This window comes from Rhodococcus sp. 5A-K4 (assembly GCF_046097995.1).
Classification (GTDB): Bacteria; Actinomycetota; Actinomycetes; order Mycobacteriales; family Mycobacteriaceae; genus Rhodococcus_F; species Rhodococcus_F erythropolis.
In genome coordinates, this window is sequence record NZ_JBJURM010000002.1 from 430,636 (window position 1) to 455,850 (window position 25,215).

At 62.4% G+C, this 25,215-nt stretch carries 21 protein-coding genes; 14 read left to right on the forward strand and 7 right to left on the reverse strand.

Translation table 11 applies throughout. The features are described from left to right. Positions 1-2 precede the first annotated feature (2 nt). Entirely contained in the window at positions 3-1,925 is a 1,923-nt protein-coding gene (locus ACKAMS_RS04515; RefSeq protein ID WP_259116625.1) for an SEC-C metal-binding domain-containing protein, read from the forward strand. Positions 1,926-1,961: 36 nt separating this feature from the next. Here ACKAMS_RS04515 and ACKAMS_RS04520 read toward each other — a convergent pair whose 3' ends face one another. Beyond that, positions 1,962-3,392, reverse strand: a complete 1,431-nt coding sequence (locus tag ACKAMS_RS04520; RefSeq protein ID WP_019745418.1) for a coniferyl aldehyde dehydrogenase — start codon at positions 3,390-3,392, stop codon at positions 1,962-1,964. A gap of 109 nt (positions 3,393-3,501) precedes the next feature. Here ACKAMS_RS04520 and ACKAMS_RS04525 point away from each other — a divergent pair, with 109 nt between their 5' ends. From ACKAMS_RS04525 to ACKAMS_RS04545, 5 genes are all read left to right on the forward strand, one after another. Further along, the gene (locus tag ACKAMS_RS04525) at positions 3,502-4,299 is read left to right on the forward strand and encodes an enoyl-CoA hydratase (RefSeq protein WP_029256329.1); all 798 of its coding nucleotides are present in this window, start codon (positions 3,502-3,504) and stop codon (positions 4,297-4,299) included. A gap of 44 nt (positions 4,300-4,343) precedes the next feature. Then, entirely contained in the window at positions 4,344-5,825 is a 1,482-nt protein-coding gene (locus ACKAMS_RS04530; protein WP_408988661.1) for an acyl-CoA synthetase, read from the forward strand. 159 nt (positions 5,826-5,984) lie between these two features. Then, positions 5,985-7,151 (forward strand): acyl-CoA dehydrogenase family protein, encoded by a 1,167-nt coding sequence (locus ACKAMS_RS04535; RefSeq protein ID WP_019745415.1) that lies wholly within the window; start codon positions 5,985-5,987, stop codon positions 7,149-7,151. Positions 7,152-7,193: 42 nt separating this feature from the next. Next, on the forward strand, positions 7,194-7,934 hold the full coding sequence (gene fabG / locus ACKAMS_RS04540; protein WP_029256327.1) for a 3-oxoacyl-ACP reductase FabG: 741 nt from the start codon (positions 7,194-7,196) through the stop codon (positions 7,932-7,934). Between the two features lie 72 nt (positions 7,935-8,006). Then, complete coding sequence (locus ACKAMS_RS04545) at positions 8,007-9,203, forward strand: CaiB/BaiF CoA-transferase family protein (protein WP_029256326.1); 1,197 nt, start codon at positions 8,007-8,009, stop codon at positions 9,201-9,203. 5 nt (positions 9,204-9,208) lie between these two features. Here the strand turns inward: ACKAMS_RS04545 and ACKAMS_RS04550 are convergent, their stop codons facing one another. Beyond that, positions 9,209-10,429, reverse strand: coding sequence for an acetyl-CoA C-acetyltransferase (locus ACKAMS_RS04550; protein ID WP_020909227.1), 1,221 nt, complete (start codon positions 10,427-10,429; stop codon positions 9,209-9,211). 310 nt (positions 10,430-10,739) lie between these two features. Here ACKAMS_RS04550 and ACKAMS_RS04555 point away from each other — a divergent pair, with 310 nt between their 5' ends. Next, positions 10,740-11,930, forward strand: coding sequence for an acyl-CoA dehydrogenase family protein (locus ACKAMS_RS04555; protein ID WP_047888287.1), 1,191 nt, complete (start codon positions 10,740-10,742; stop codon positions 11,928-11,930). 78 nt (positions 11,931-12,008) lie between these two features. Here the strand turns inward: ACKAMS_RS04555 and ACKAMS_RS04560 are convergent, their stop codons facing one another. Beyond that, on the reverse strand, positions 12,009-13,679 hold the full coding sequence (locus tag ACKAMS_RS04560; protein ID WP_408988662.1) for a chitobiase/beta-hexosaminidase C-terminal domain-containing protein: 1,671 nt from the start codon (positions 13,677-13,679) through the stop codon (positions 12,009-12,011). Positions 13,680-13,860: 181 nt separating this feature from the next. On the opposite strand from ACKAMS_RS04560, the gene ACKAMS_RS04565 reads away from it, so the two are divergent. Beyond that, complete coding sequence (locus ACKAMS_RS04565) at positions 13,861-14,751, forward strand: LysR substrate-binding domain-containing protein (protein WP_408988663.1); 891 nt, start codon at positions 13,861-13,863, stop codon at positions 14,749-14,751. Here the strand turns inward: ACKAMS_RS04565 and ACKAMS_RS04570 are convergent. Then, on the reverse strand, positions 14,685-15,629 hold the full coding sequence (locus tag ACKAMS_RS04570) for a LysR family transcriptional regulator (RefSeq protein ID WP_408988664.1): 945 nt from the start codon (positions 15,627-15,629) through the stop codon (positions 14,685-14,687). The genes ACKAMS_RS04565 and ACKAMS_RS04570 overlap by 67 nt on opposite strands. Before the next feature lie 187 nt (positions 15,630-15,816). Here ACKAMS_RS04570 and ACKAMS_RS04575 point away from each other — a divergent pair, with 187 nt between their 5' ends. The 6 genes from ACKAMS_RS04575 to ACKAMS_RS04600 are packed head-to-tail and all read left to right on the forward strand — an operon-like array spanning position 15,817 to position 21,860. Next, entirely contained in the window at positions 15,817-17,376 is a 1,560-nt protein-coding gene (locus ACKAMS_RS04575) for a long-chain-fatty-acid--CoA ligase (RefSeq protein ID WP_408988665.1), read from the forward strand. Then, the gene (locus tag ACKAMS_RS04580) at positions 17,373-18,419 is read left to right on the forward strand and encodes an MBL fold metallo-hydrolase (RefSeq protein ID WP_003940131.1); all 1,047 of its coding nucleotides are present in this window, start codon (positions 17,373-17,375) and stop codon (positions 18,417-18,419) included. The genes ACKAMS_RS04575 and ACKAMS_RS04580 overlap by 4 nt, the downstream gene beginning before the upstream one ends. 37 nt (positions 18,420-18,456) lie before the next feature. Beyond that, positions 18,457-19,218 carry a crotonase/enoyl-CoA hydratase family protein gene (locus ACKAMS_RS04585; RefSeq protein WP_020909221.1) on the forward strand — a complete coding sequence of 254 codons (762 nt, stop codon included), beginning with the start codon at positions 18,457-18,459 and terminating at the stop codon, positions 19,216-19,218. After that, positions 19,215-20,027, forward strand: a complete 813-nt coding sequence (locus tag ACKAMS_RS04590; protein ID WP_020909220.1) for an enoyl-CoA hydratase/isomerase family protein — start codon at positions 19,215-19,217, stop codon at positions 20,025-20,027. The genes ACKAMS_RS04585 and ACKAMS_RS04590 overlap by 4 nt, the downstream gene beginning before the upstream one ends. A 30-nt stretch (positions 20,028-20,057) precedes the next feature. Then, positions 20,058-20,960: a LysR family transcriptional regulator gene (locus tag ACKAMS_RS04595; protein WP_019745405.1), complete on the forward strand. Its 903-nt coding sequence runs from the start codon at positions 20,058-20,060 to the stop codon at positions 20,958-20,960. A 3-nt stretch (positions 20,961-20,963) separates the two neighbouring features. Further along, positions 20,964-21,860, forward strand: coding sequence for a LysR family transcriptional regulator (locus ACKAMS_RS04600; RefSeq protein ID WP_259116631.1), 897 nt, complete (start codon positions 20,964-20,966; stop codon positions 21,858-21,860). Here the strand turns inward: ACKAMS_RS04600 and ACKAMS_RS04605 are convergent. From ACKAMS_RS04605 to ACKAMS_RS04615, 3 genes are all read right to left on the reverse strand, one after another. After that, positions 21,857-22,762, reverse strand: a complete 906-nt coding sequence (locus ACKAMS_RS04605; protein ID WP_153211945.1) for a nitronate monooxygenase family protein — start codon at positions 22,760-22,762, stop codon at positions 21,857-21,859. The two genes, ACKAMS_RS04600 and ACKAMS_RS04605, sit on opposite strands and share 4 nt — an antisense overlap. 53 nt (positions 22,763-22,815) lie before the next feature. After that, on the reverse strand, positions 22,816-24,471 hold the full coding sequence (locus ACKAMS_RS04610) for a class I adenylate-forming enzyme family protein (RefSeq protein WP_029256319.1): 1,656 nt from the start codon (positions 24,469-24,471) through the stop codon (positions 22,816-22,818). A gap of 41 nt (positions 24,472-24,512) precedes the next feature. Then, a partial coding sequence (locus ACKAMS_RS04615) for an SDR family oxidoreductase (RefSeq protein ID WP_408988666.1) occupies positions 24,513-25,215 on the reverse strand: 703 nt, incomplete at its 5' end.

Below are 25,215 nucleotides of genomic sequence, written 5' to 3' on the forward strand. Positions count from 1 at the left end.
AGGTGAACGAACCGATGGATGCCAATGACTTGATCGCCGAAGCCGCGATGGAGTTGTTGCGTGAGCACGGCCCGCAGACAGCGGCGGACTGGGGCACCCTGTTGGCCGATGCCGGCCACGGTACAGCCGACGACATGGCCGAATTCGTCGAGTACGTCGAGGACCCACTGCTCGGCTACTTGAGTGAGGAGCGGTACGCCGCACTCGACACGTTGTTCGAGCATCGAGTGCTGACCCATCGGCTCACCGAAGCCGAAATAAAGTCCGGCGTTCTCGACGCGAACCCTGATCTGATGATGCTGCGGGTGTTCCTCGATCGTGACGACGACGAGATTCATGGCATCAGCGTCGTGCACCGCGGGATCGACGACGACCTGTTGGCTGATCGTGGGATCGAAGATCCGGAGTTCCCGCACGACGAGGGATTTCTCCTCGACACCGATACTCTCGCCGAATGTTCTGCGGGCGATTTGATCGGACTGTTCGTCGCTGACCGTGAGCTGACGCTCTGCACCATCCCCGAGGTACTGGATCCCGCACCCGGATTCGGCGAGAGTCTGGGGACGGTCCTCGCAGACACCGGTGCTGACACCCTCGATGCCATTGTCTGGCAATTGATGCTCGACGAGCCGTCGCTGTTCCGTCAGCCGACCGCACCGCTGGGCGAAATGCTCGAGGCGGCAGGTTACGTCCGCGACGGTGATTACGTTGCGGTCGACGGATTCGATTTCGAGGCATACCACCTGGCGAACCGGGCCCGCATGCTCGAGGTTCGGGAGAACCTGCACCCGGAAGAAGCCGCCTCGGTGATTGCCTTCGTCGATGTGGTCATGGCTGCGAAAGCCGAAGCCGTCGAGGATGTCTCGGACTGGGCGCGCAAGCAGATCAAGGAGGATCCGCAGACCTTCGCCGGCATCGCCGAGCCGCCCGCGGCTGCGGCAGCGTTGGAGCTGTTGTCCGAACTCGACGATCATGATTCCGTATTGCATTCTGTTGCAACTGCTCTCGCCGAGAAAGGGTCGCGTCGTGTCAAGCCGGCAGCGCATTGGCTGGCAGGCAAGGCTTCGGATCGTCTCGGCAAGATCCTTGTCGCTGAGGCGTCGTACGAAACGGCGCACGATCTCGATCCCGACTGGACTCCCGCGATCTTCGATCTGGCACTACTGGCGGCCGATCGCAGCGACGTGACCCGCGCGCTGGCACTTCTCGGCCGGATCGAGGGTGGCGAGTCCGAGGTTCTGCACGAGGTTCTTCAGCGCTATGCCCCGGCCGAGCACCCCGAACTCGGCCGAAATGACAAGTGCTGGTGCGGTTCCGGTCGCAAGTTCAAGGTCTGCCATCTGGGCAAGTCCGAGGTGACGTTCGACGATCGGGCCAACTGGCTCTACGTCAAGGCTCAGTTGTTCTCGCGCACACCGGAGTACTTCGACGCCGTGTTCGATCTTGCGCTCATCCGTGCCGAGCAGTTCAACAGCGAAGAAGCACTGACGCTCGCCGTCGAAGGCGGATTGGCCGTCGACGCTGCCTTGTTCGATGCCGGTATTTTCGCGGCATTTGTCGAGCGGCGCGGAGAACTGCTTCCTGCCGACGAACGCGAACTGGCCGATCAGTGGTTGTCGATTCCGCGCTCGGTGTACAAGGTCGCCTCGACGGAGCCGGGACAGTTGGTGACCCTCAGCGACGTCCGCAACGGGCATCTGGTGAAGGTCACGGACGAGTGGGGCTCAGTCAATCTCGAGCCGGGCACGCTCGTCTGTGCACGCGTTCTCCCCGCCGGCTCCACGATGCGCACCTTCGGTGGCATCGAACCGCTTGCAGCAGAGGACAAGAAGGAACTGATCCAACTGATCGAGTCGGTGGATACCGAACCCGGTCAGCTGGTGGAGTTCCTCAGCCGCGGCCTTGCCGGTGCGCCTTTCCGGTAGCGTGCACTACCAAAAAGGCGCACGGGGCCGGAGGCCTCAGGGCGTGACCTGAGCCAACATCATCTGCTCGAAACCCTCACCGTACGGCGGGAGCATTCCCCATTCACCGCGCGGGTCATGCTGCGCTGCTTCGAATACCGTTCGGGCGTGACTGAACTCGAGGAAACCCTCGCGGCCGTGGTAGTGCCCGATACCCGAAGCTCCGACGCCGCCGAAGGGTGCGTCGCTCAGGCCCGGGTGTGACATCGCGTCGTTGATGGTGACGCCGCCCGAGACGGTGCGTTCGAGCACGGATTCCTTCTCGTCCAGGTCGGTTCCGAAGTAATACAGCGCCAACGGTTTCGGCCGTGAATTGATGTCGGCGACGACGCTGTCGAGTTGGTCGTACGGCAGGATCACGACGGCCGGTCCGAAGATCTCCTCCTTCATGATCTGCGCGTCGGTCGGAGGGTCGACCACGATTCGCAGTGGGCGGCGGCGAGTGTCTGCGGAGAGTTCTTCGTCGGGAACGGTGATGATTCGTGCCCCACGCTCTTCCGCGTCCGCGATGTACCCCTCGATGCGTGCGAGGTGACGATCGCTGACTATCGAGACCATGTCTTTGTTGTCGGCGATCGTGGGGAACAGTCCGGTGAACTGATCGGTGAACGCGTCGATGAACGCTTCTGTGTTCTCGCGCGGGACGTAGATCAGGTCGGGAGAGACGCAGAGTTGGCCGGCATTGGTCGACTTCGCGATGGCCAAACGTGATGCAGCAGAGCTGATATCGGCACTGCGGCTCAAGACGCTCGGTGACTTGCCGCCGAGCTCGAGGGTGACCGGCACCAGGTTCTTCGCAGCATTGGCCATGACCAGCTTTCCGACGGTTGTGCTGCCGGTGAAGACGAGGTGGTCGAAAGGCAGCGACGTCAGCAGATCAGCGACCTCCGGTCCACCTGTCACCACCGCGACCTCCACGGGGTCGAGCGTTCGACGCGCCGCCTCGGCCAGGACCGCCGCAGTGTTCGGCACGATCTCCGACGGTTTGAGAACGGCGCGATTTCCCGCTCCGAGGGCGCAGGCGAGCGGGCTCAGGAGAGTGAAAAGGGGAGCATTCCAGGTTCCGATGATGCCGATCGAACCCTTCGGCTGGTACGACACGTACGCCGTGGCACCCAGCTGATCCTGCATCGCCCCGGTGGCTCTCGGTGAGCGAATCATCCACTCTTCGAGTGAATCACGAACGTGCTTGAGTGAAACCATGGATCCCAGAACATCATTCATCACCGAGTAGGCCGGGATTCGGCCGCCGAAGTCTTCGTTGATCGCTTCGGTCAGATCCTTGTGGTTTGCCACCAGAAGATCGACGACGCGTTGGATGCGCTCGCGTCGTGTCTGCGCGGACGGAAGACCAGCGGCGCGAGTTGCTTCCTGCTGGGCCCGCAGAATCTCTTCGAGATCGGTGGTGACGGCGGCATCGGTGCTCATGGGCACTCCTCGTAGTGGCGAAGTATTGACCGGACCGTATCGACGCGGCGCGAACAGATGCCCCTTTCGTCTCGTTGACCGGGACGGATTCGATTGGTAGAGAGAACACATGTCGCAGACACAGGTAGAAGACACTGCAGTGAAGATTTCCGTCGAGGAGTCGGTGGGACTCGGATTCCTGACGCTCGATCGGCCGGCGCGGCGCAATCCGCTCTCGGCGGAGACCATGCGCGAGGTGACGGCTGCCCTTCTCGAATTGTCTGCAGACGAGCGCGTGCGGGTCGTGATCGTGCGCGCCGAAGGCCCGGTGTTCTCCGCCGGCCACGATCTGACGGAGATGATCGGGAGAACCCTCGAAGACGAGCGGGCGATCTTCGACGGCTGTACCGAGATGATGGAGACCGTACAGCGGATTCCGCAGCCGGTGATTGCCGCAGTACAGGGCCCGGCTATCGCGGCGGGCTGCCAACTGGCCGCGTCGTGTGATCTGGTTGTTGCTGCGTCGAACGCTGTCTTCGGTACTCCCGGCGTCAAGATCGGACTGTTCTGCTCGACGCCCATGGTGGCCCTGAGCAGGGCAGTAGGGCGCAAGCGCTCGATGCAGATGTTGCTCACCGGGCAGACGATCGACGCCGACACCGCTGCGGACTGGGGTCTGGTGAACTTCGTCGTCGCGCCCGAAGACCTGGACCGAGAGGTGCGCGAACTGGCCGGCAAGATCACGACGGCCAGCCCCCTGACGGTGAAGATCGGTAAACAAGCGTTTTATCACCAGATCGATCTGCCGCAAGCCCAGGCGTACGAGGCGATGGCGGAAACGATGGCAACCAATGCCGTGACCTGCGACGCTCAAGAAGGTATGCAAGCTTTTGTGGACAAGCGAAAGCCTGAATGGCGCAATAAGTAACGATCGCTCTTCCGGTTTAGTTGGACGTCCTATAACCTGAGCGAATGAGCCTGGATCCACGCACCAACACCGTCGACGGAGTGCTTCGGCGCTCGGCAGCCAAGTACCCCGACCGCGTAGCCGTCGTCTTCGAAGATCGCACTCGCACCTACCGCGAACTCGACGACGCGGTGACGCGGGTCGCGGCCCACTTGCTCGGTCTGGGCCTCGAACACGGCGACCGCGTCGCGGCATACGGAACCAACTCCGACGCCTATGCAATCGGATTCCTTGCCTGTGCGCGAGCAGGTTTGGTGCATGTTCCGGTCAATTACGCACTCAAGGGGGAGGAACTCCGGTACCTCGTGGCGCAGTCAGGCGCCCGCGCGGTGTTGGTGGATCCGGCATTGGCGTCGACGCTCGACTCGGTTCGCTCCGACCTCGATCTCGACCACGTGATCGCACTGCGGGACGCGGAACTGTCGGTGGTCACGATCGGCGAGGCCGGCGAGGTGCCTGTTTTCGAACCGCGTGCGACGTCGACGGATCTGGCGCAACTGCTGTACACCTCGGGCACCACCTCGAAGCCCAAGGGCGCCATGATGTCTCACGGCGCGCTGGTTCACGAGTACGTGTCCTCGGTGATCGCGCTCGGGCTCGACAAGAACGACAACCCGCTGATCTGCATGCCGATGTACCACTCCGCGGGCATGCACGTCTTCATGCTGCCGTACCTGTCCGTCGGTGCGACGGTCAGTCTGATGCAGGCGCCGGACATCCCGGAGATTCTGCGCCGCGTCGAAGCAGAAAAGATCGGATCGCTGTTCCTGGCCCCGACCGTGTGGGTACCGTTGGCCAACCATCCGGACCTCGAGACCCGCGATCTGTCTTCGCTCAAGAAGGCGCAGTACGGCGCCTCGATCATGCCGGTCACGGTGCTCAATCGTCTGCGTGAGCGTTACCCGGACATCGGCTTCTACAACTGCTTCGGCCAGTCCGAAATCGGTCCGCTGGCAACAGTTCTCCAGCCCGGCGAGCATGCTGATCGTCCGTCTTCTTGCGGGCGAGCGGTGTTCTTCGTCGAAACCCGTGTCGTCGACGCCGACGGAAACGACGTTGCCGACGGTGAGTCCGGTGAGGTTCTCTACCGCTCACCGCAGCTGTGCAACGGCTACTGGGAAAATCCGGAAGCCACCGCCGACGCCTTCCGCGACGGCTGGTTCCATTCGGGCGATCTTGTCGTGCGGGACGAAGAAGGGTTCATCACGGTCGTCGACCGAATCAAGGACGTCATCAACACCGGCGGCATCCTGGTGGCGTCCCGCGAGGTCGAAGATGCGGTCTACACACACCCGGCTGTGGCAGAAGTTGCCGTGATCGGTACGCCCGACGAGAAGTGGATCGAGGCCGTCACCGCGATCGTCGTGCTCAAGGACGGCAACGACGAGTTGACGCCTGAGGCGTTGATTGCCCACGTCAAGGAGCGAATTGCCCCGTTCAAGGTCCCCAAGCACGTGCGTTTCGTGGCCGAACTCCCGCGAAATTAGAGCGGAAAGCTGCTCAAGCGGGAACTGCGCACCGTCTGACACCTGCTATAGGTTCTGCCTTACCTTCGGTTCGTTTTCAGGTCTTTGACTCCGATTGCCTCACGGTATTGACTTCGGAGGACGGCATGGACTTCGGAAACAGCAAGGTGAGTGGTGGGAATGCAGGTCGATGCAGATGACTTCGCAGATATCTTGGCGACTGCGCGGGAGTTCATCCGTAAGGAAGTAGTTCCGCGTGAGCAGGAGATTGCCGACACCGACGCCATTCCTGAGGACATACGCAAGAAGGCCGCAGCCATCGGGCTGTTCGGCTACGCGATTCCTCAGGAATGGGGTGGGCTCGGACTCGATCTCACCCAAGACGTCGAACTGGCAATGGAATTCGGCTACACGTCCCTGGCGCTGCGTTCGATGTTCGGTACCAACAACGGAATTGCCGGGCAGGTGCTGGTCGGCTTCGGTACCGACGAGCAGAAGGCTCAGTGGCTAGAGCGCATCGCCTCCGGCGACGTCGTGGCTTCCTTTGCTCTCACCGAACCCGGCGCGGGCTCAAACCCGGCCGGCCTTCGGACCAAGGCCGTTCTGGACGGATCCGAATGGGTGATCGACGGCAACAAGCGGTTCATCACCAATGCTCCACTGGCACAGCTGTTCGTGGTGTTCGCGCGCACTCGCCCGGCGGATTCCGATGGTCCGGGAATTGCAGTCTTCCTGGTTCCGGCTGACACGCCAGGAGTCACAGTTGGTCCCAAGGACAAGAAGATGGGTCAGGAAGGTGCCTGGACCTCCGAGGTCACCTTCGACAACGTCCGGGTTCCCGAGTCGGCCCTCGTCGGTGGCGACCAGGACACCGGATACCGCGCAGCGATGACGTCTCTCGCGCGCGGACGAGTCCATATCGCGGCGCTCTCGGTGGGAGCAGCACAGCGAGCGCTCGACGAATCTGTCGCGTTCTCCGTGGTCACGGAACAGGGCGGCACCGCTATCGGTGACTTCCAGCTGGTTCAAGCGATGCTGGCTGACCAGCAGGCCGGTGTCATGGCCGGGCGTGCGATGGTGCGTGAGGTGGCTGCGCGGTACGTCAGCGGTGAGGATCGACGTCTCGGCCCCTCGGCGGCAAAGCTTTTCTGCACCGAGATGGTGGGCAAGGTCGCGGATCTCGCCGTGCAGATCCACGGTGGCAACGGGTACATGCGCGGTGTGCCGGTCGAACGCATCTACCGTGAAGTTCGCCTGTTGCGCCTGTACGAGGGAACCAGCGAGATCCAGCGACTGATTCTCGGCGGTGGGCTCGTGGCGCAAGCGAAAAAGCAAAACCAGCGCTGACACCTTTACCTGACGAGCTTTAACCTCACGAACGGAGTGGACATGGGATTGTTGGACGGCAAGGTTGCGGTAGTGACCGGCGGAGCGCAGGGCATCGGGCTCGAAATTGCGCGCACCTTCATCAAGGAAGGTGCGACCGTCGTTCTCGGCGACATCAACGAAACCGTCGGAACGGCTGCGGTCGCCGAACTCGGTGGAGAGTCGGTCGCCCGTTTCGCTTCCTGCGACGTGCGTGATTCCGGACAGGTCGAGGCCATGCTCGATCTGGCCGAAAGTGCTTTCGGTCCAGTCGATGTCATGGTCAACAACGCCGGCATGACGCGCGACGCCACGATGCGGAAGATGACCGAGCAGGACTTCGACGACGTGATCGCCGTTCACCTCAAGGGCGCCTGGAACGGAACACGCGCTGCCGCAGCCCGCATGCGCGAGCGTGAGACGGGCGCAATCGTGAACATCTCGTCGATCTCCGGCAAGGTGGGCATGCTCGGGCAGACCAACTACTCGGCCGCCAAGGCCGGCATCGTCGGTCTGACGAAGGCCGCGGCAAAGGAGGTCGCGTTCAAGAACGTTCGCGTCAACGCCGTTCAGCCCGGACTTGTCCGCACGGCGATGACCGAGGCAATGCCCGAACGGATCTGGAACGAGAAGCTTGCCGAGATCCCGATGGGGCGTGCGGCCGAGCCCTCGGAGGTTGCTTCGGTTGTACTGTTCCTCGCGAGCGAACTCTCGAGCTACATGACGGGCACGGTTCTCGAGATCACCGGCGGCCGCCACATCTGACCCGTCCTGTTCGAGTGCAAGAATTCAGAGTGTAAAACTTCTGGGTGTAAAACTTCTGGGGTGACTACTGACATGGGACAGCCGAACTCGGATCTTCCGCTCGACGGAATCACCGTGGTTGCACTCGAACAGGCGGTGGCGGCACCGCTCGCCACCAGGCATCTCGCGGACATGGGTGCGCGGGTGATCAAGATAGAACGCGTCGGCGAGGGCGATTTTGCGCGTCACTACGACCGGGCGGTTCATGGTCAGGCGTCACACTTCGTGTGGCTCAACCGTTCCAAGGAATCGATCGCTGTCGACGTGAAGTCGGAATCCGGCCGGCAAATCGTTCTCGATCTTGTCGCGCGAGCCGATGTGTTCCTACAGAATCTGGCACCTGACGCAGCTGCGCGACTGGGGTTCGGCGCGGAGGAACTGCGCGAGAAATTCCCACAGCTCATCGTGATCGACATGTCCGGATACGGCAGTGCCGGCCCACGGCGTGAGCGCAAGGCGTACGACATGCTGGTCCAAGCCGAGACCGGAATGATCTCCGTGACAGGCACACCGGAGACGGCCACCAAGACGGGTATCCCGGTCTCGGACATCGCCGCTGGAATGTACGCGCTGACTTCGATTCTGAGCGCCCTGTTCCGTAGAGAGCGAACGGGTAAGGGAGCGCTCGTCGAGGTCTCGATGTTCGATTCCACCGTCGAGTGGCTCGGGCATCCGATGTACATGAAAATGTATGCAGGAAAGCAGATTCCGCGGGTCGGGCTCGGCCATGCGGCGATCGTTCCCTACGATTCGTATCCCACGGCCGACGGCGAGATCCTGATCGGCGTCCAGAACGATCGTGGATGGCGTGCACTGATGGTGGACGTGTTCGAGCGAGAGGATCTGGTCGACCATCCGCGCTTTTCCACCAACATCGTGCGCGTCGAAAATCGCGGCGAGGTAGACGAATTGGTGGGTTCCCTGACTCGTCTGTATTCGACGGCAGATCTGGATCAACGCCTTGCCGCCGCCGGTGTCCCGGCCGCTGCACTCAACGACATGGCAGGTCTACTGGAACATCCGCAGTTGGAGAAGCGTGCCAGGTGGAGGTCCGTGGGCACCGAAAACGGACCGATCGATGCCGTGCTGCCTCCGATGACGTACTCGGACGTCGAAATGCGCATGGGTGACGTTCCGGCACTCGGCCAGCAGACGGATTCTCTGCTGGCCGAGTTGGGGCGTACGGGAGACCAGATCGCGGACCTTCGCCGCGACGGATCGATCGGTTAACGCTTCTAGCGTCGCAGGTTCTCGAACACCGCTGCAATCCCTTGTCCGCCACCGATACACATGGTCTCGATCCCGTACCGTCCCTGGCGCCGGTCGAGTTCGCGCAGCAGATTGGCGAGGATCCGCCCACCGGTGGCACCGACAGGATGTCCGAGCGAGATCCCGGAGCCGTTGACGTTGAAGCGCTCCTCGATGTCCTGCGCGCTCAATCCCCAAGCCTTGGCGCACGCGAGAACCTGTGCAGCGAATGCCTCGTTGACTTCGATGAGGTCGATGTCGTCGAGCGACAGATCGACACGGGAGAGAGCTTTCGCCACGGCAGGCACCGGTCCGATGCCCATCCGGTTCGGCTCCACACCCGCCACACCCCAGCTGACCAGTTTCGCGAACGGTCGCAGGCCAAGGCGTTCGGCGTTGGCCGCAGTGGTGACGATGGCCGCGGCTCCGGCGTCGTTCTGGCCGCAGGCGTTTCCGGCGGTGACTGTGGCTTCGGGGTCGACTCGACCTCGAATGGGGCGCAGTGCAGCAAGATCGGACAGCTGAATCCCTCGGCGTGGATGCTCGTCGCGAGTGACGACTGTCTGCTCACCACGGCGCCCGCGCACCGAAACGGGAATGGTCTCGTCGTCGAAATACCCACTGTCCTGGGCATGAACGGCCCGTTCGTGCGATCGCACCGCGTATCGGTCCTGCTCGTCGCGGGTGATCGAGTACTCCCGGCGCAAGTTCTCGGCGGTCTCGATCATGCCGCCTTCGACCGGAAAGTTGACCCCGCCGGAGTTCGTGCGCGGTTTGGCCAATCGGTCGTGGAACTCGACCGAAGGGCGCTTTGTGCCCCAACGCATATCGGTGGAGTAGAACTCGGTTCCGCTCATACTCTCGGCGCCGCCGGCTATGACCAGATCACTCATCCCGGTCTGTACCTGCATCGCGGCGTAGATGATCGCCTGCAATCCCGAACCGCAACGGCGATCGAGTTGTATTCCGGGAACGGACACGTCCAGACCGGCGTCGAGTGCCGCGATTCGCCCGATGGCCGCGGCCTCTCCGTTGGCGTAACCCTGACCGAAGATGACGTCGTCGACATCGGTGGACGCAATGCCGGTTCGTTCGACGAGGCCACGCACAACAGTGCTGGCGAGAGTGGTGACGGGAACGTCCTTGAAGACTCCGCCGAATCCGCCCACCGGGGTGCGAACGGGTTCACAGATGACTGCGTCGTGCATGGAATGCGCCTGTCTCGAGGAGAGGTGGGGAATGCGTCGCGTGAACGGGCCGATCGAAGGGCCCCATCGCGACCTGGCCACTCGAATATCCAGCACGCGTGGCGCGGTTGTCAACAGCAGGAACGACCTGTTCGGACATAGTTTCCGCCATACGGTTCGTATGCGAAATCGACTTTGACACATATACCGTTCGGGGATTGAATGGATGCAGCGTCTCTGCCGCACACATGTCGCGGTGGGGTGAAAGTTCCTGGAGTCGAATCAGTTTCGTCGACAGGAGAGCACGAAGTACCGACAGACAGGTGGAACAGTGACTCGTTTGGCGCAGACGGCGGGATTGACCGAGACCCAGAGCGACATCGTCGGGGCGGTACGCGAGTTCGTCGATCGTGTGGTCATCCCCGCGGCGCAGGAGCTCGAACACTCCGATACGTACCCGACCGACATCGTCAAGCAGATGAAGGACATGGGTCTGTTCGGACTGACCATCGACCCCGAGTACGGGGGTATCGGCGAATCATTGCTCACCTACGCGCTGTGCGTCGAAGAGCTGGCCCGTGGATGGATGAGCGTGTCCGGCGTCATCAACACGCATTTCATCGTGGCTCACATGATCTCCGCGCACGGGACGCCGGAACAGCAGGCGAAGTACCTGCCACGTCTGGCGTCCGGGGAACTCACCGGCGCATTTTCCATGTCGGAACCGGCCCTGGGTTCCGATGTTGCTGCCATATCGACCAAGGCGAAGCGTACGGAGTCCGGCGATTACGTGATCACCGGCCAGAAGATGTGGCTGACCAACGGTGGTTCGTCGACGTTGGTGGCAGTCCTCGTCAAGTCGGACGAGGGCGCGGAGAAGCCGCACAACAATCTGACGACGATATTGATCGAGAAGCCCGCAGGTTTCGGCGAGGTACTCCCGGGCCTGACCATTCCGGGCAAGCTCGAGAAGATGGGCTACAAGGGAATCGACACCACGGAGATGATTTTCGACGGCTTCGAGATCGGAGCCGAAGAGGTCCTCGGTGGCATTCCCGGCTTGGGATTTCGGCACATGATGGACGGCGTCGAGGTCGGCCGGGTCAACGTCGCCGCGCGTGCGTGCGGAATCGCCCAGCGCGCTTTCGAACTGGCTGTCACCTACGCCAAGCAGCGCGAGACGTTCGGCAAGCCGATCGCCGAGCATCAGGCCATCGCGTTCCGGATCGCCGAAATGGGCACCAAAGTCGAAGCGGCACATCTGATGATGGTCAACGCTGCCAGGCTCAAGGACTCGGGTGAGCGCAACGACGTCGCCGCGGGTATGGCGAAGTATCTGGCGAGTGAATTCTGCTCGGAGGTCACGCAGGACAGCTTCCGTATCCATGGTGGATACGGCTACTCCAAGGAATACGAGATCGAGCGGTTGATGCGTGAGGCGCCGTTCCTTCTGATCGGTGAAGGCACCAGCGACATCCAGAAGCAGATCATCAGCAAGGGCTTGTTGCGCACCTACAACTGAGCCGACAAGCGGCACCGCGAACATGCGCGGTGCCGCTTCGTCGTGTCGGATCAGCGGGTGGACGTCAGTGGGTAAATATCAGCGGGTGAAGGCCAAGGTCGTCACCGGTGACCGATTGCCGTATGCGTCAACGGCTTCGACGCGGGCATCGTATGCGGTACCCGCTGCTGCATCGGGAATCGGAATGTCGAGGCTGTTCGGCCGCGGCATGAAGTAGAAGTCCGAGAGCACCTTCGACGAGACCACCTTCGCTCCGGTGGCTGTGTCCGTGACCTCGACGGCGTAGTGGTGCACCATCTGATCGTCCTTGGCCTGCGCGATCCTCAGTGCGGTCGCACCGTTTTCGCCGGTCGTCACCGAGAGCGGAGTGCTCGAGGTGAACTCCGGCGCGTGCGTGTTCCGTGCGCCCGAGGTGTAGCGGAAGTTGTCCTTGATCTGCTGGTTGGTCGACCCGTCGAGCTCGACCGTCCACCCCGAACCGCTCAGCGTCCCCGCGCTCGAGTACGGCGGCTGCCAGTTGGCTGACCACGCGCCTCCGGTGTAGATGTCGTGCTTGTCTGCCGCCATGTTGATGCGGTTGATTTCCGTGCGGTCCTGGTAGACCTCCACGAAGAGCGCTTGGGCAGTGGGTGATTCGAAACGGTTCGCGAGACCGGACTCGGTCACCATCTGGTAGCCGTGATCGATTTCGATGTACGACATCGAGCCGTCGTTGACCGCCGTGAAGTCGCGTTGATGGATCGACCGGTCGTCGTTGTTGTTCAGGTGCGAGTGCCCGGAGAAGAAGATTGCCTGAGGGAAGGCGCTCAAGTCTTCGGTCAGTCGAGGGTTCGACGCCTGCTGGCCGTCCATGGCTGTGTTGCTTGCCGGTCGGTGTCCCTGGACCAGGATCGGCTTGGTCAGGTTCCCGGACTCCGCGGTGATTTCGGTCAGGCGGGACTTCAGCCAATTACGTTGCGCTGAATCATTGTTGTATGTCTCGGTGTTGACCGTGAAGAGATGGACACCGCTGACATCGGATTCGTAGTATCCGCCACCGGAATCCGGGAACCACTCCGCCGGATATCCGGCTCTGATTGCCGCGAGACTTGCATCGTGATTGCCGTTGGAGATCAGGAGTTGTGTGTCGTTCATGCCCTTCCTGGCGAGGTTTGCCTGGAAGATTTCTGCGACGATCTTGTGGTCAGGCCCCTTGCCGTCTCCGTTGTCGTTGATCATGTCGCCGTTGGAGAGGATCGCGTCGGGTTTCGGGAAGATGGAACCGATTGTGTCGAAAAAGCTTTCGTACTTCTTGTCGTTGTTCGCGTGGTCGCCGACGTGGACGTCGGACATCACGACGACCTGAGCCAGCGGCTTCTCCGAGGTCTTGATCAGGTAGCCGAACGAGACGGCCGCGCTCGCGTGATCGCCGCGGAAAGCGGCGACAGTGACGTTGGTGTCCTGTGCGATCTGCAGCGGACGTCCCGGTGTGGCAGCTTGGCTGTCGGTGGTGGGTGTCGTTCCGTCCAAGGTGTAGCGGACGGTGGCGCCGCGCGCGGCGGTGAAGGTCAGATCGACAGGGTGCTCGTACCGTCCGCCGGGGACGCTGACGCCGGGCGCTGCGGGCGGCGTGTTGTTCTCGCCCGAAGAGCTACCCCATTCGAAGGACGAACTGCCCCAGCTGGGTTCGGCTTGGGATTCGGCGGGGGCGATGCCGGGAACGGCGAGAGCCGCGGTCACGGCTGCTATCGCGATGGTCGTACGTCTCACGAGGATTCCTTGTCTTCGACGCGGTGGTTCAGACCCATCCGTAATTGGTCTGGACCAATTACGCTAGGTGGCGCCGGGTAGAAAAAGGTGTGTCCTGTATGTCCGACTAGTGAAGCGTGTATGAACACCGTCTGCGCTTGCCGGCGGTACTGTCGGCTGCGCTTATGGCAAAGTCGATGGCGTGGACCTACGTCAGATCGAGTACTTCCTTGCCGTTGCCGGTGGGGAGTCCTTGTCGACGGCTGCGCAGAATCTGTCGGTCACCAAGCCGTCGTTGTCGCAGGGTATTCGTGGTCTCGAGCGTGAACTCGGAGTCGAACTGTTTCACCGTGTCGGTCGCGGTTTGGTTCTGACGGCGGCAGGTCGGGCGTTGGTAGGGCCGGCGAGGCAGATGATGCGCAGCAGTGCGGCCGCATTCAATGTCGCGACCGGGACGGCCGACGAGCCTCGTGGGCGGCTCGACATCTGCTCCGCGGCACATGGTCTCGAAGGTCCGATCGCACGCATCGTGGCGGACTTTCGTGAGCGGTGGCCTGCTGTGACCGTTCGGGTCGGTGAACTGCCGCAGGGCGCAACGTCTGAGCAGGTGTTGGCAGACGGCGCATGCGAGGTGGTCTTCAGCTATTGGCCACCCGACATGTCGGCGCTGTCCACGAAAGTGATCGGGGTGAACGAATACTGGCTGGCAGTGCCGTCGGGGGTTCATCCTGACGTCTGGCCGAATAGTGTGAAACCCGCTGCGGGAGAGCCGGTGTCATTGACTGCATTGCCCGATCTCCCCGTGGTGGGTGTGCTCAAACACTCGCGGGCTCGGCTTGCCATCGAGTCGTCTCTGCAGGCCGCCGGGGCCCGGACTCGGATGTCGACGGAGTTGGCGCAGCGGGAGACCGTCGGCGCGTTCGTCTTTGCGGGTTTGGGTATGGCATTCATGGAGCGTTCGTTGGCCGAGAGATCGGTCGCGTCCGGCGCGGAGATATTTCCGGTGGAGCCCGCAATCTCACTGAATTACGGCATCGAGTTCGATCCGGAGACGCTCTCGCCGTTGGGCAGGCTGTTCGTGGTCGGCTTGTGACGTGTGGAGACGTTCTCGATGTACGCAGACCCGGCCGGCGAGAGCGGGCCGTCGCGGTAGACCAAGATCGTCTGCCGCGTGATCGGCGGGAAAAGCGAGCGAACCTCAGATGCTGGGGAGTCTTGTTCGGCGATCGATCTGGGCAGCAGCGCGGCGCCTACACCTTGCCCGACCATTTCCCGGACGGCAAGGCGATCAGGTACTTCCACGACGACGTTGGTGAGCTCCAGATCGTCGTCGATCGAATGCCCGCGCCGAAATGTCGATGCCTCGACCACCATCGGCAGGCGCGCAACCACGGCGCGCGGAACCGGATCGGGTAGGTCTGTGGCCAGGCGAACGGGGATCGACAAGACCGTTTCCTGGGTACTCACGGCAATTTCTCGAAGCCCGTCGGAGACATCGGTACCCGGGTGGGTCTCGAGAAACCCGAGTTCACACGTGCCCGCTCTGACCAGCGCGCGCACGTCCTGTGCGTTCGGGACGGCGTTCGTGGAGAACCGAATTCCGGGCGCCGTCAGATGGAGGCGTCCGGCGACCTCTGCGACAGGGTCGATGGCAAGATCGGACTGAACAGCTATGGCGAGTTCGCCGGTGCGCAAAGCGGTTACTGCGGCCACCGCGGCTTCGGCCCGAGCAACGTCGGCGAGCAGCGCACGTGCAGAATCGGTAATTGCCAGTCCGACTGTGGTGGGAGCCAGACCGCGAGTGGTGCGCTCGAAGAGTGTGGATCCGAGTGCTCGTTCGAGGTTGCGTACGGCCTGCGAGAGTGACGGTTGCGAGATACGCAGGACGTCCGCGGCGGCGGTGACGCTGCCGTGATCGACGACGGCGACGAGATACTGCGCGCTGCGTATGTCCATCCCGGGTGCCTGCATCTGGCAAATTCTCCCAGATGACCGGACCTTGGCGGCGGTGACTTGCTGCGACCTGCAGACATAGGTCTCAGCTATGGCTCTGTGCGCCTTCTCGTCTTTGTGGCGCAGGCCATAGCGATGGTCGACTGTTCCAGTACCACCGACCGCGGTTCGTGCTCGGTGAGTACCTGGAACACAGGAGCGTGATGTGAGCGAGCTTCACCTACCCAACCGGATACGCCACTCGGCGTCGACACGGCCGTCCGAACCGGCGATCACGTGCGGCGACCGAACTTTGACATGGGCTGAGCTGGATGGCGAGACCAGTACCTTGGCGAGCGCGCTGGCAGAAGTGACCGCAGCCGGTGCTCGCGTCGGTGCGCTACTGCGGATGGGGCTCGAAGGTGCGGAAACCTTCATCGCGTGTGCGAAGGCAGGCGCTGTGTTCATCCCGTTGAACTGGCGGCTCAACCCACTCGAACTCGTCGACATCGCCGAGGACGCGGAGCTCGACGTCTTGATCGTCGATGACGAGTTCGCCGCGGGGGCGGCGGCGATGTCCGCAGCGTTGCCGGAGATCGAGGTCATAACCGTGGGAGCTGCAGGGGGCCTGCCGGATTCGCGAACCTGGGCGGAGTTCGTGGCCTCCGGGAACGGCGTCGACCCCGGACAGGGGCACGATCCGGACGCAGCAGTTCTGCAGCTGTACACGTCCGGGACAACCGGCCGGCCCAAGGGCGTCGTGGCCACGCACCGGAATCTGTACAACGAGCCAGAGGGGTTCGATGTCTACGAATTCGGTTCGAATGCAGTCGCACTCGACGCACTTCCCCTCTTTCACATCGCCGGCGCCGGCTGGATGAGTACGTGCTTGTCGGCCGGCGTGCCTTTGGTGCTGCTCGGAGACATGGCGCCGGCTCGGGTCGCTGATGCCATCGCGACTCACCATGTCACCCACGCATTTCTGGTGCCTGCCGTCATTCAGACGCTGGTAGATCTGCCCACTCTCGACAGTTTCGATCTGACCAGCCTGGAGGTGGTCGCCTATGGGGCGTCGCCGATCACTCCGGCACTCCTCGCTCATGCGATGACTGTCTTGAACTGCAAATTCGTCCAGCGATACGGGATGACCGAGACAACTGGTTCGGTATCCGTCCTTCGTGCCTTCGACCATCATGTGAGCGGTCCGCGTTCGGAGTTGCTCCGCTCTGCGGGAAAACCCATGATCGGCGTCGAGATCTCCATTCGAGACGTCACAACTGGTGAGGTATTGCCGCCCAACAAATCCGGTGAGATCGTTGCGCGCAGCAGAAACAACACTCGCGGGTACTGGCGACGTGACCGAGAGACCGCGGAATTGTTCACTCAGGACGGCTTTCTCCGAACAGGCGACGCCGGCCATTTGGACGACGAGGGGTATCTGTTCGTCACCGATCGCCTCAAGGACATGATCATCACCGGCGGTGAGAACGTCTATCCGATCGAGGTGGAATCCATTCTGGCCGAACACCCCTCGGTTGCCGAGGTCGCGGTGGTCGGGGTTCCGGACAAGCGCTGGGGTGAATCCGTCACCGCGGTGGTCAAACTGGTCGACGGTGCCGACGTGCCGAGCGTCGACGAGTTGATCGCGTTCAGCACAGCGAAGTTGGCGTCGTACAAGAAACCTCGCCAGATCCATTTCGTGGACTCCTTGCCTCGCAACGCGAGCGGGAAACTGCTCAAGTCGAGCCTGCGGACCATGCTGAACGCGAGCGGAGAAGCATCATGATCGTGACCGAAGACGTCGGTGTCGCACAACGTGAGGCGTGGGCGAACAAAGTCCTTCCACCGGTGGAACAGGTGCGGGACGGACTGTGGTCGATCCCTGTTCCCATGCCGGACAACCCTTTGCGTTACGTGCTCGTCTACGCACTCGCGCTCGACGACGGACTTGCCCTCATCGACGTCGGTTGGGATCACGAACAGTCGTGGCAGGCTCTCGTCGACGGCATAGCATCGATCGGATACCACGTTTCCGAAGTGCGCTATGCGGCAATCACGCACCTGCATCCCGATCACTTCGGTCTGGCGCCGCGTCTTCGGCAGGTCAGCGGCGCAACGCTTGCGATGCACGTGGCCGACGCGACGCTCCTCGGATACCACGGTCCCGAGCAGACCCGCGACGACATCAGTGGCTGGAACCTGCAATTGTCCGAACTCGGCGCACCGGCCGAAGTGCTCGACGCGTCTCGGGTCGACCTGGTGCGGTTCGCTGAGCACGAAACCATCGACATTGTTCTGGGAGATGGTGATTCACTCGATCTTCCCGGGTGGAATCTCCGGGCTCAGTGGACACCGGGGCACACTCCCGGACATCTCTGCTTCGTGGAAGAGGACAGAGGCTTGTTGTTCAGCGGCGATCACATGCTGCCGAGGATCAGCCCGAACATCTCCACGATTCCCGGTGAACTCGAGAACCCGCTTCATCGTTATCTTCTCTCGCTCGAGGCGACGACAACACTGGGCGAGTGCGAAGTGCTTCCGGCACATGAATATCGATTCCGTGGGATCGCCGATCGTGCACGTCAATTGATGGGGCACCACGAGGAGCGATTGGCGGAGATCGTGGCTGCGGTTCAGGATGAGCCCGAATCCACGGCCTGGGAACTCTCACGCACGATCTCCTGGTCTCGCCCGTTCGAACAGATGTCGCCGCGACTACTTCGCTTGGCAGTCCGCGAAACCCATGCTCATCTCGTTGTTTTGGCCAAGCGGGAGATCGTGACACCGTCCGGCGGCACACCCGTGCGCTGGAGCATTCGCGCGCAGTGACCTTTCAAGAATCTCATCACGGAAGTAGGAACCGAACATGAGCGTCGTGCTCACCGACTTCGCCGAGGGCGTTGCCGTCATCACCCTCAATCGTCCCGAGGCCAAGAACGCGGTCAATCTCGAACTTGCCGAAGCCTTGGCTGCGGCCATCGACGAGTTCGAGGAACGGGCCGATCTCACCATCGGCATTCTGACCGGAGCTGGTGGAACCTTCTGCGCCGGTATGGATCTCAAGGGATTTGCGCGGGGGGAACGGCCATCGCTGCCCGGTCGTGGGTTCGCCGGCCTGACTGAAGCTCCGCCGTCGAAGCCGCTGATCGCAGCCGTCGAGGGGTGGGCCCTCGCCGGCGGGTGCGAACTTGCGTTGGCGGCCGATCTGATCGTGGCATCCACCGACGCGAAATTCGGCTTGCCCGAAGTGAAGCGGGGACTTGCCGCGGCCGCCGGTGGCCTTTTGCGTCTGCCCAAGATCCTCCCGTACCAGTTGGCCATGGAAATCGCGATCACCGGGGATCCGCTCAGTGCCACCGTGGCGCATCATCACGGCTTGGTCAATCGGCTCGCCGAACCTGGACAGGCACTGACCGTCGCACGCGAGCTTGCGGCCCGAGTAGCGGCAAACGGTCCACTGGCTGTTCGCGCGACCAAGCAGGTACTGGCGATGTCCGCCAAGTACACCGATCCGGATGCCTTTGTCGCGCAACGCGAATTCATCGATCCGGTCTTCACCTCACGTGACGCCAAGGAAGGTGCAACGGCATTTGCTGAGAAGCGCTCTCCCGTGTGGAGTGGTTCATGAGTGCCGAGACGATCGAGCGCGCGGCCGTAAGCATCGAACGTGACGGTGCTGTCGCGACGATTGTTCTGTGTCGGCCGCACCGCCGCAACGCTCTCGATCTCGACGCCTGGATCGCTCTACGTGAAGCAGTCCTCGAACTTCAAGAGGATTCGCAGATTCGCTCTGTGATCCTGACCGGCGCGGACGGGACCTTCTGTGCGGGCTCCGATCTGGACAAACGCGGCTCGTCGCACCCGCTCGATCGCATGCGTGTCATCAACGCAACGGCGATCGCACTGGGTGAGTTTCCCAAGCCTCTGGTGGCGAAGGTCGACGGGTTTGCCGTCGGAGCCGGATGGAACATGGCGTTGCTCTGCGACTTCGTCGTGGCAGCCAAGGGCGCGAAGTTCAGCCAGATCTTTGCCAAACGGGGGTTGTCTGTCGACTTCGGGGGTTCGTGGATCCTGCCGAGACTGGTCGGCCTCCAGCAAGCGAAGCGACTGGTGATGCTCGCCGAGACGATCGACGCACAGGAAGCCTACGAGCTCGGGTTGGTGACCTATCTGGTCGAGCCGGGTGAAATGGACGAACACACGTCGAAGCTTGCGCAGCGGCTCGCTGACGGTCCGCCAGCCGCACTGAGTCAGTCTGCCGCCATGCTCGAACATCACACCTCACTCTCGTTGCGGGAAGCCTTGGACAACGAGGCGAGGGCGCAAGCGGTCAATTTTGCGACGGATGCTACCGACGCGGTTCGTGCCTTCGTGGAAAAGCGGGAGCCGGTCTTCACCGGAGAGTGGGCCGTACCAGGGCTAACTCGAGTGGAGTGAGCGTCAGATCGCTGGTCGTATGATGGATGAGTGGATCTGCATTTCGTTACCTACTTCGTCGCTGTCGTCGACCACGGTGGGATAACGAAGGCCGCTCAGGCTCTCTACATTTCGCAGCCCTCGCTGTCTCAGGCAATTCGCACGCTCGAGCGTCGACTCGGCGCCACGCTGTTCGATCGGACCGGTAGGCGGTTGGTTCTTACCGACGCGGGCCGCACGTTCGATCTCGCGGCCAGGAGAATCCTTGCCGACGTCGAGCGCGCGAAGGCTAAAGTGACCGCCGTTCGCGAACTCGAGTTCGGCCGGGTGGACGTCGTCTCGTACTCGGCGTTCTCCATCGATCCGATGGTCGAGTTGGTCCGGCGATTCCGGGCCAACTTTCCGAAGATCGTGGTGCGCGTCCTCGACACGTACGGCCCGGCCGGGGTCGACAATGCGTTGCGGCGAGGGTCGGCCGAGGTCGGCGTCACCGATCTGAGTATCGGGTACGAAGGTTTGGTCACGGCTCCGATTGCCGCCCAGGAGTTGGTACTCGCCACCCATGCGTCGTTGTCCGGCAGGCTTGCAACGCCGTTGGCGGATCCGGTTCCGCGAACGCTCTTGCACAGTTTGCCGCTGGTGGTCGATCTCGGTGATCAATCGAATCAGTTCCGGGGTCTACTCAGCGAAGGCGCCGAGAACGTAGTAGTGGACTGTGTCCACCCTGTGACCACGTGGGAACTCGTGCGTCGAGGGATCGGCGCCACCGTCGTGCCGAGAAGGGTTGCACAGCAGCAGATGACAGACGTCTGCGCCTTCTCCTTCGATCCGCCGCTGACACGCGACGTCGGCATCGTCTATCGCTCGGGCGAGCAGTCCCCGGCCGCCGCCGCATTCATCGCGACGGCTGCGGAAATGGCCACCTCCGCCGTTCCGTCCAAGGAAGAGGAGTGAACTGTGGAGTTCCGGCAGATGGAGTACTTCCTCGCGGTCGTCGAAAACAAGGGGATCAACGGCGCCGCAGCTGCATTGGGAGTTGCTCAGCCGACCGTGTCACAAGCGTTGCGCGGGCTCGAACGTGAACTGGGAGTGCGGCTTTTCCATCGCATCGGGCGCGGGATGGTCCTCAGTGCGGCCGGTCGCAGCCTGGTCGGCCCGAGTCGACAGGTTTTGCGAGACGTCGCTGCGGCGGCTGAACAGTTGACGGCATCCGATGGCGCCATCGTCGGTCGCCTCGACATCATGGCTTTCCCTGCACTGACCTCGGGGACGATCGTCGATCTGATTGCGGAGTTCTGTCGACGGTATCCGCAAGCACGAGTCAGATTTTCGGAACTCGAGCGTGAGGACAATCTGGAAAGTCTCATCCGGGACGGCCACTGTGAATTCGCGGTGGCTCATCTGCCTCTCGAAGCGGGCGAAGGGCTCGAGATCGTCGAATTGGGGGAGCAGGAGTACCGCCTGGTCTACCCGGCGGGAACCGAACTACCCGAGGGGCCGGTACGCCTTTCGGAAATGCCGGACATTCCCATGGTATTCGTTCCTCGCGGGGCAGCGATGGGCGACGCGATCGAAGATTCGATCCGAAAGGCCGGTACCAGAACGGAACTCGCGGTGGTGACCGAGCAACGGGAGTCACGGCTCCCGATGGTCATCGCCGGCCTCGGCGGTTCGTTGGTCGAGCGCTCGGTGGCGAAATCGATGCCTGGTCAGGTCGTGGAACGGGCCTGCGAGCCGAGATTCCTGCGTGCGTACGGTCTCGCCTTCGACCCCTCGACGTTGTCGCCGGTGGGACAGGTATTCGTGAACCTGATCCACGAGTACCTGTCCGACGAACACCGGTCACAGCACTAGAGTCGGCAGATGCGTTCTCGAGCGGCAGCGTACTCGGCGGCGAGACGCTCTACTACTGCATGCGTCGGAAGTACGGCGTCGATCGCTCCGATGCCCTGTCCGGCGCCCCAGATGTCACGCCACGCCTTGGTATCGGTGTCGGTGGTCGCGAAACTCATTGCGGAAGGATCGGATTCGGCTAGGTTGTCGGGGTCCAAGCCGGCAGCAACGATGCTGCCCCGCAGGTAGTTTCCGTGTACTCCGGTGAACAGGTTGGAATAGACGATGTCGGAGGCCCCTGAACCCACGATCATCTCCTTGTACGCAGGATCCGCGTTAGCCTCTTCGGTTGCGATGAAAGCTGATCCGACGTATGCCAAATCGGCTCCGGCCGCGAGCGCAGCGAGAATCGAATCACCATGAGCGATGGCACCTGACAACAGCAGTGGACCGGCGAACCACTCACGAATCTCCCGAATCAGGGCAAACGGCGACTGCCTACCGGCATGACCACCGGCCCCGGCAGCTACCGCGATCAGTCCGTCGGCGCCCTTCTCGATCGCCTTGCGTGCAAAGCGATTGTCGATGACGTCGTGAAGAACGATTCCACCGTATGCGTGGACGGCGTCGTTGATGTCGGTGCGAGCGCCGAGGGACGTGATGACGATCGGAACCTCGAACTCGGCGATGGTCGCCAGGTCCTCTTCCAGGCGGTTGTTGGACCGGTGGACGATGAGGTTGACGGCAAATGGCGCCGACGGATTCTCCGGGTGCTCACGATCATGTTCCTCACGAGCCACGGTGATCAGTTTGAGCCAATCCCGAAGTGCCGACTGCGGACGAGCATTCAGTGCCGGGAAGGACCCGATGATCCCAGCGGTGCACTGCGCGATGACGAGGTCAGGAGTCGAGATGATGAACATCGGTGAAGCGAGAACCGGGACACGCAATTGCGACGTCAGGTCTGCGAAGGTCGTCACCTGGAACCGCCTTTCTGATCGACGGATTCGAGAAGTCTCGAGCGGAGATCGGTCTTGAGGACCTTACCGGCAGCCGATGTCGGAAGGAGTTCTACCTCGACGACCTCGCGAATCTTCTTGTACGGCAGCACCTGCTCGGCGACAAACGCCTTGATCTGCTCGGCGTCGAACTCGGCGCCCGGAATCATCACCACGAAGGCTACGGGCTCCTGGCCGTTGCTCCCCACTTCGCGGCCGACAACCGCGGCAGTCGAGATCGCCGGGTGCGAAACCAGAATCTCTTCGAGTTCCCGCGGATAGACGTTGTACCCCTTGTAGATGAGCATGTCCTTCGCCCGGTCGCAGATGAAGAGGTATCCGTCCGAGTCCAGGTACGCGATGTCACCCGTGTCCAACCAGCCGTCGACGAACTGTTCTGCGGTGGTTTCCGGGTGTCCGAGATAGCCGTCGGTGACCTGAGGCCCACGCACCCACAGTTCGCCGCGTTCGTTCTCGCCCAGAACGGTCTTCCGGTCCAGCTGATCGCGAATCTGGATCTCGGTGTCGAAAATCGGGAGGCCGACGCTGCTCTGCCGGTATTCCGAGCCGTTGATCAGCGGAGCTGCCGTGACCACACAGGTGGCCTCGGTCAGCCCGTACCCCTCGACGACGAGCGCTTTGGGAAATGCCCGGCGGAGTGCGGCGAGCGTGACGCTGTCGATCGGGGCAGCGCCCGAAGATACGACGCACACGCTGTCGGTGTTGCGCACAGTAGCGTCGGGATGAACCGACAGTGCGTGCCACATAGCGGGAGACCCGGTGAGGTAGGTGGCCTCGTGCTTTTCGATCAGCTCGAGCATCCGGCCGGGTTCGAACCGACCGGCAAATACCTGGGTGAGACCGGAGATCAACAGGAACGACGTGTTGAGCAACGAATGTGCGTGGAAGAGAGGTGAGACCACGATGGTCGCCCCTGTTCCCGGCGTCGGACCGAGCACGTCGAGGCCGTCGATGCGTCGAGGCGTGACGAGACCGTCCGGACCTGCCTCCAACTCGTGCCCGGTTCTCCACCCACACATCTGCGTGATGTTGCCGACGACGTTGCGGTGAAGAACACGAACACCTTTGGATACTCCGGTGGTTCCGCCGGTGAACGCGATGTGTGCGATGTCGTCGCTTCGGACGGAGGCAGGGGTGAATTCGGTGGGTAGATCGGCGATGAAGGCGTCGAACGCGACGACCGACTCCGGTGTGTCGAGCGCACCCTCGGTGTCCTGGACCATCACGATCGTACGTACGGAGGTTCCGGAAGAGGCCGCGAGCAGTGTGTGCAGCTGCGAACTCTGAGTGACCGCAGCAACGGCGGACGTCTCCTCGATCTGCTTGCGCAGTCCAAGTTCTGGCTGCAGCGGATTGACCAATGTAACGGTCGTCCCGGCCTGCAGGCAGCCGTAGTAGGCCTGGAGGAACTCGACGCAGTTCCCGAGATGTAGCAACACGACGTCGCCGACGCCGACCCCGGCCTGCCGCAGTGCGCCGGCGAATTGTGCACTGCGCTGACCGAGTTCGCGGAACGTGCACGTGCGCTCGCCGTCCACGACGGCGAGGCGATCACCGTAGAGCGCCGCCATGCTGGGTGCCCAGTAGGCCATGGTGGTGTCCGGGTAGTGCATGTTGTGGCGCAGTTGTGGATTGGCGATCACGCTGATGCCCGTCACCGGGGAGCCATTCGGATCGCGCCGTCGAGTCTGATGGTTTCGCCGTTGAGATAGCCGTTCTCGAGCATCGAGACGGCCAGCTGGCCGAACTCGTCCGGGCGACCAAGCCGGGAGGGGTTGGGAACCGAGGCTTCGAGGGCCGTGCGCACATCTTCGCGCAGGCGCGCCAGCAGGGGAGTGTCCATGATGCCGGGAGCAATGGTGTTGACGCGGATTCCGCGGCTGGCGAGATCGCGCGCAGCGGTGACCGTCATACCGACGATGCCGGCTTTGGACGCCGTGTAGTTGATCTGACCGATCTGACCTTCGAATGCTGCGACCGACGCCGTCATGATGATGGCTCCTCGCTCACCGTCCACGGCATCGAGTTCTGCCATCCGCTCGGCGCCGAGACGGAGTGCGTTGAACGAACCGACAAGATTCAGTTTGACGACGAACTCGAAATCTTCGACCGATCCGGCTTTTCCGTCCTTGTCGAGAATGCGCATGCGACGCCCGGCACCCGCGCAGTGGACGACGCCGCGAAGGCCGCCGCGCTCGTGCGCCGCGTCGAGTGCTTCGGCGAATTGTTCGCTGTCGGTGACGTCGGCCGGGGCGAATTGCGCGGCAGCTCCGAGATCGGCCGCCACCTGCTTACCGTCGGACGAAGGCAGATCGATCAACGTGACCTGCGCTCCGGCGTCGAGCAGCCGTCGAGCG

Bases quoted from the DNA above. Each gene is read 5' to 3' on its own strand.
- ACKAMS_RS04520 (WP_019745418.1), bottom strand. From the start codon at position 3,392: ATGAGCACCGATGCCGCCGTCACCACCGATCTCGAAGAGATTCTGCGG.
- ACKAMS_RS04525 (WP_029256329.1), top strand. From the start codon at position 3,502: ATGTCGCAGACACAGGTAGAAGACACTGCAGTGAAGATTTCCGTCGAG.
- ACKAMS_RS04530 (WP_408988661.1), top strand. From the start codon at position 4,344: ATGAGCCTGGATCCACGCACCAACACCGTCGACGGAGTGCTTCGGCGC.
- ACKAMS_RS04535 (WP_019745415.1), top strand. From the start codon at position 5,985: ATGCAGGTCGATGCAGATGACTTCGCAGATATCTTGGCGACTGCGCGG.
- fabG (WP_029256327.1), top strand. From the start codon at position 7,194: ATGGGATTGTTGGACGGCAAGGTTGCGGTAGTGACCGGCGGAGCGCAG.
- ACKAMS_RS04545 (WP_029256326.1), top strand. From the start codon at position 8,007: ATGGGACAGCCGAACTCGGATCTTCCGCTCGACGGAATCACCGTGGTT.
- ACKAMS_RS04550 (WP_020909227.1), bottom strand. From the start codon at position 10,429: ATGCACGACGCAGTCATCTGTGAACCCGTTCGCACCCCGGTGGGCGGA.
- ACKAMS_RS04570 (WP_408988664.1), bottom strand. From the start codon at position 15,629: ATGCAGGCACCCGGGATGGACATACGCAGCGCGCAGTATCTCGTCGCC.
- ACKAMS_RS04580 (WP_003940131.1), top strand. From the start codon at position 17,373: ATGATCGTGACCGAAGACGTCGGTGTCGCACAACGTGAGGCGTGGGCG.
- ACKAMS_RS04585 (WP_020909221.1), top strand. From the start codon at position 18,457: ATGAGCGTCGTGCTCACCGACTTCGCCGAGGGCGTTGCCGTCATCACC.
- ACKAMS_RS04590 (WP_020909220.1), top strand. From the start codon at position 19,215: ATGAGTGCCGAGACGATCGAGCGCGCGGCCGTAAGCATCGAACGTGAC.
- ACKAMS_RS04605 (WP_153211945.1), bottom strand. From the start codon at position 22,762: ATGTTCATCATCTCGACTCCTGACCTCGTCATCGCGCAGTGCACCGCT.
- ACKAMS_RS04610 (WP_029256319.1), bottom strand. From the start codon at position 24,471: ATGCACTACCCGGACACCACCATGGCCTACTGGGCACCCAGCATGGCG.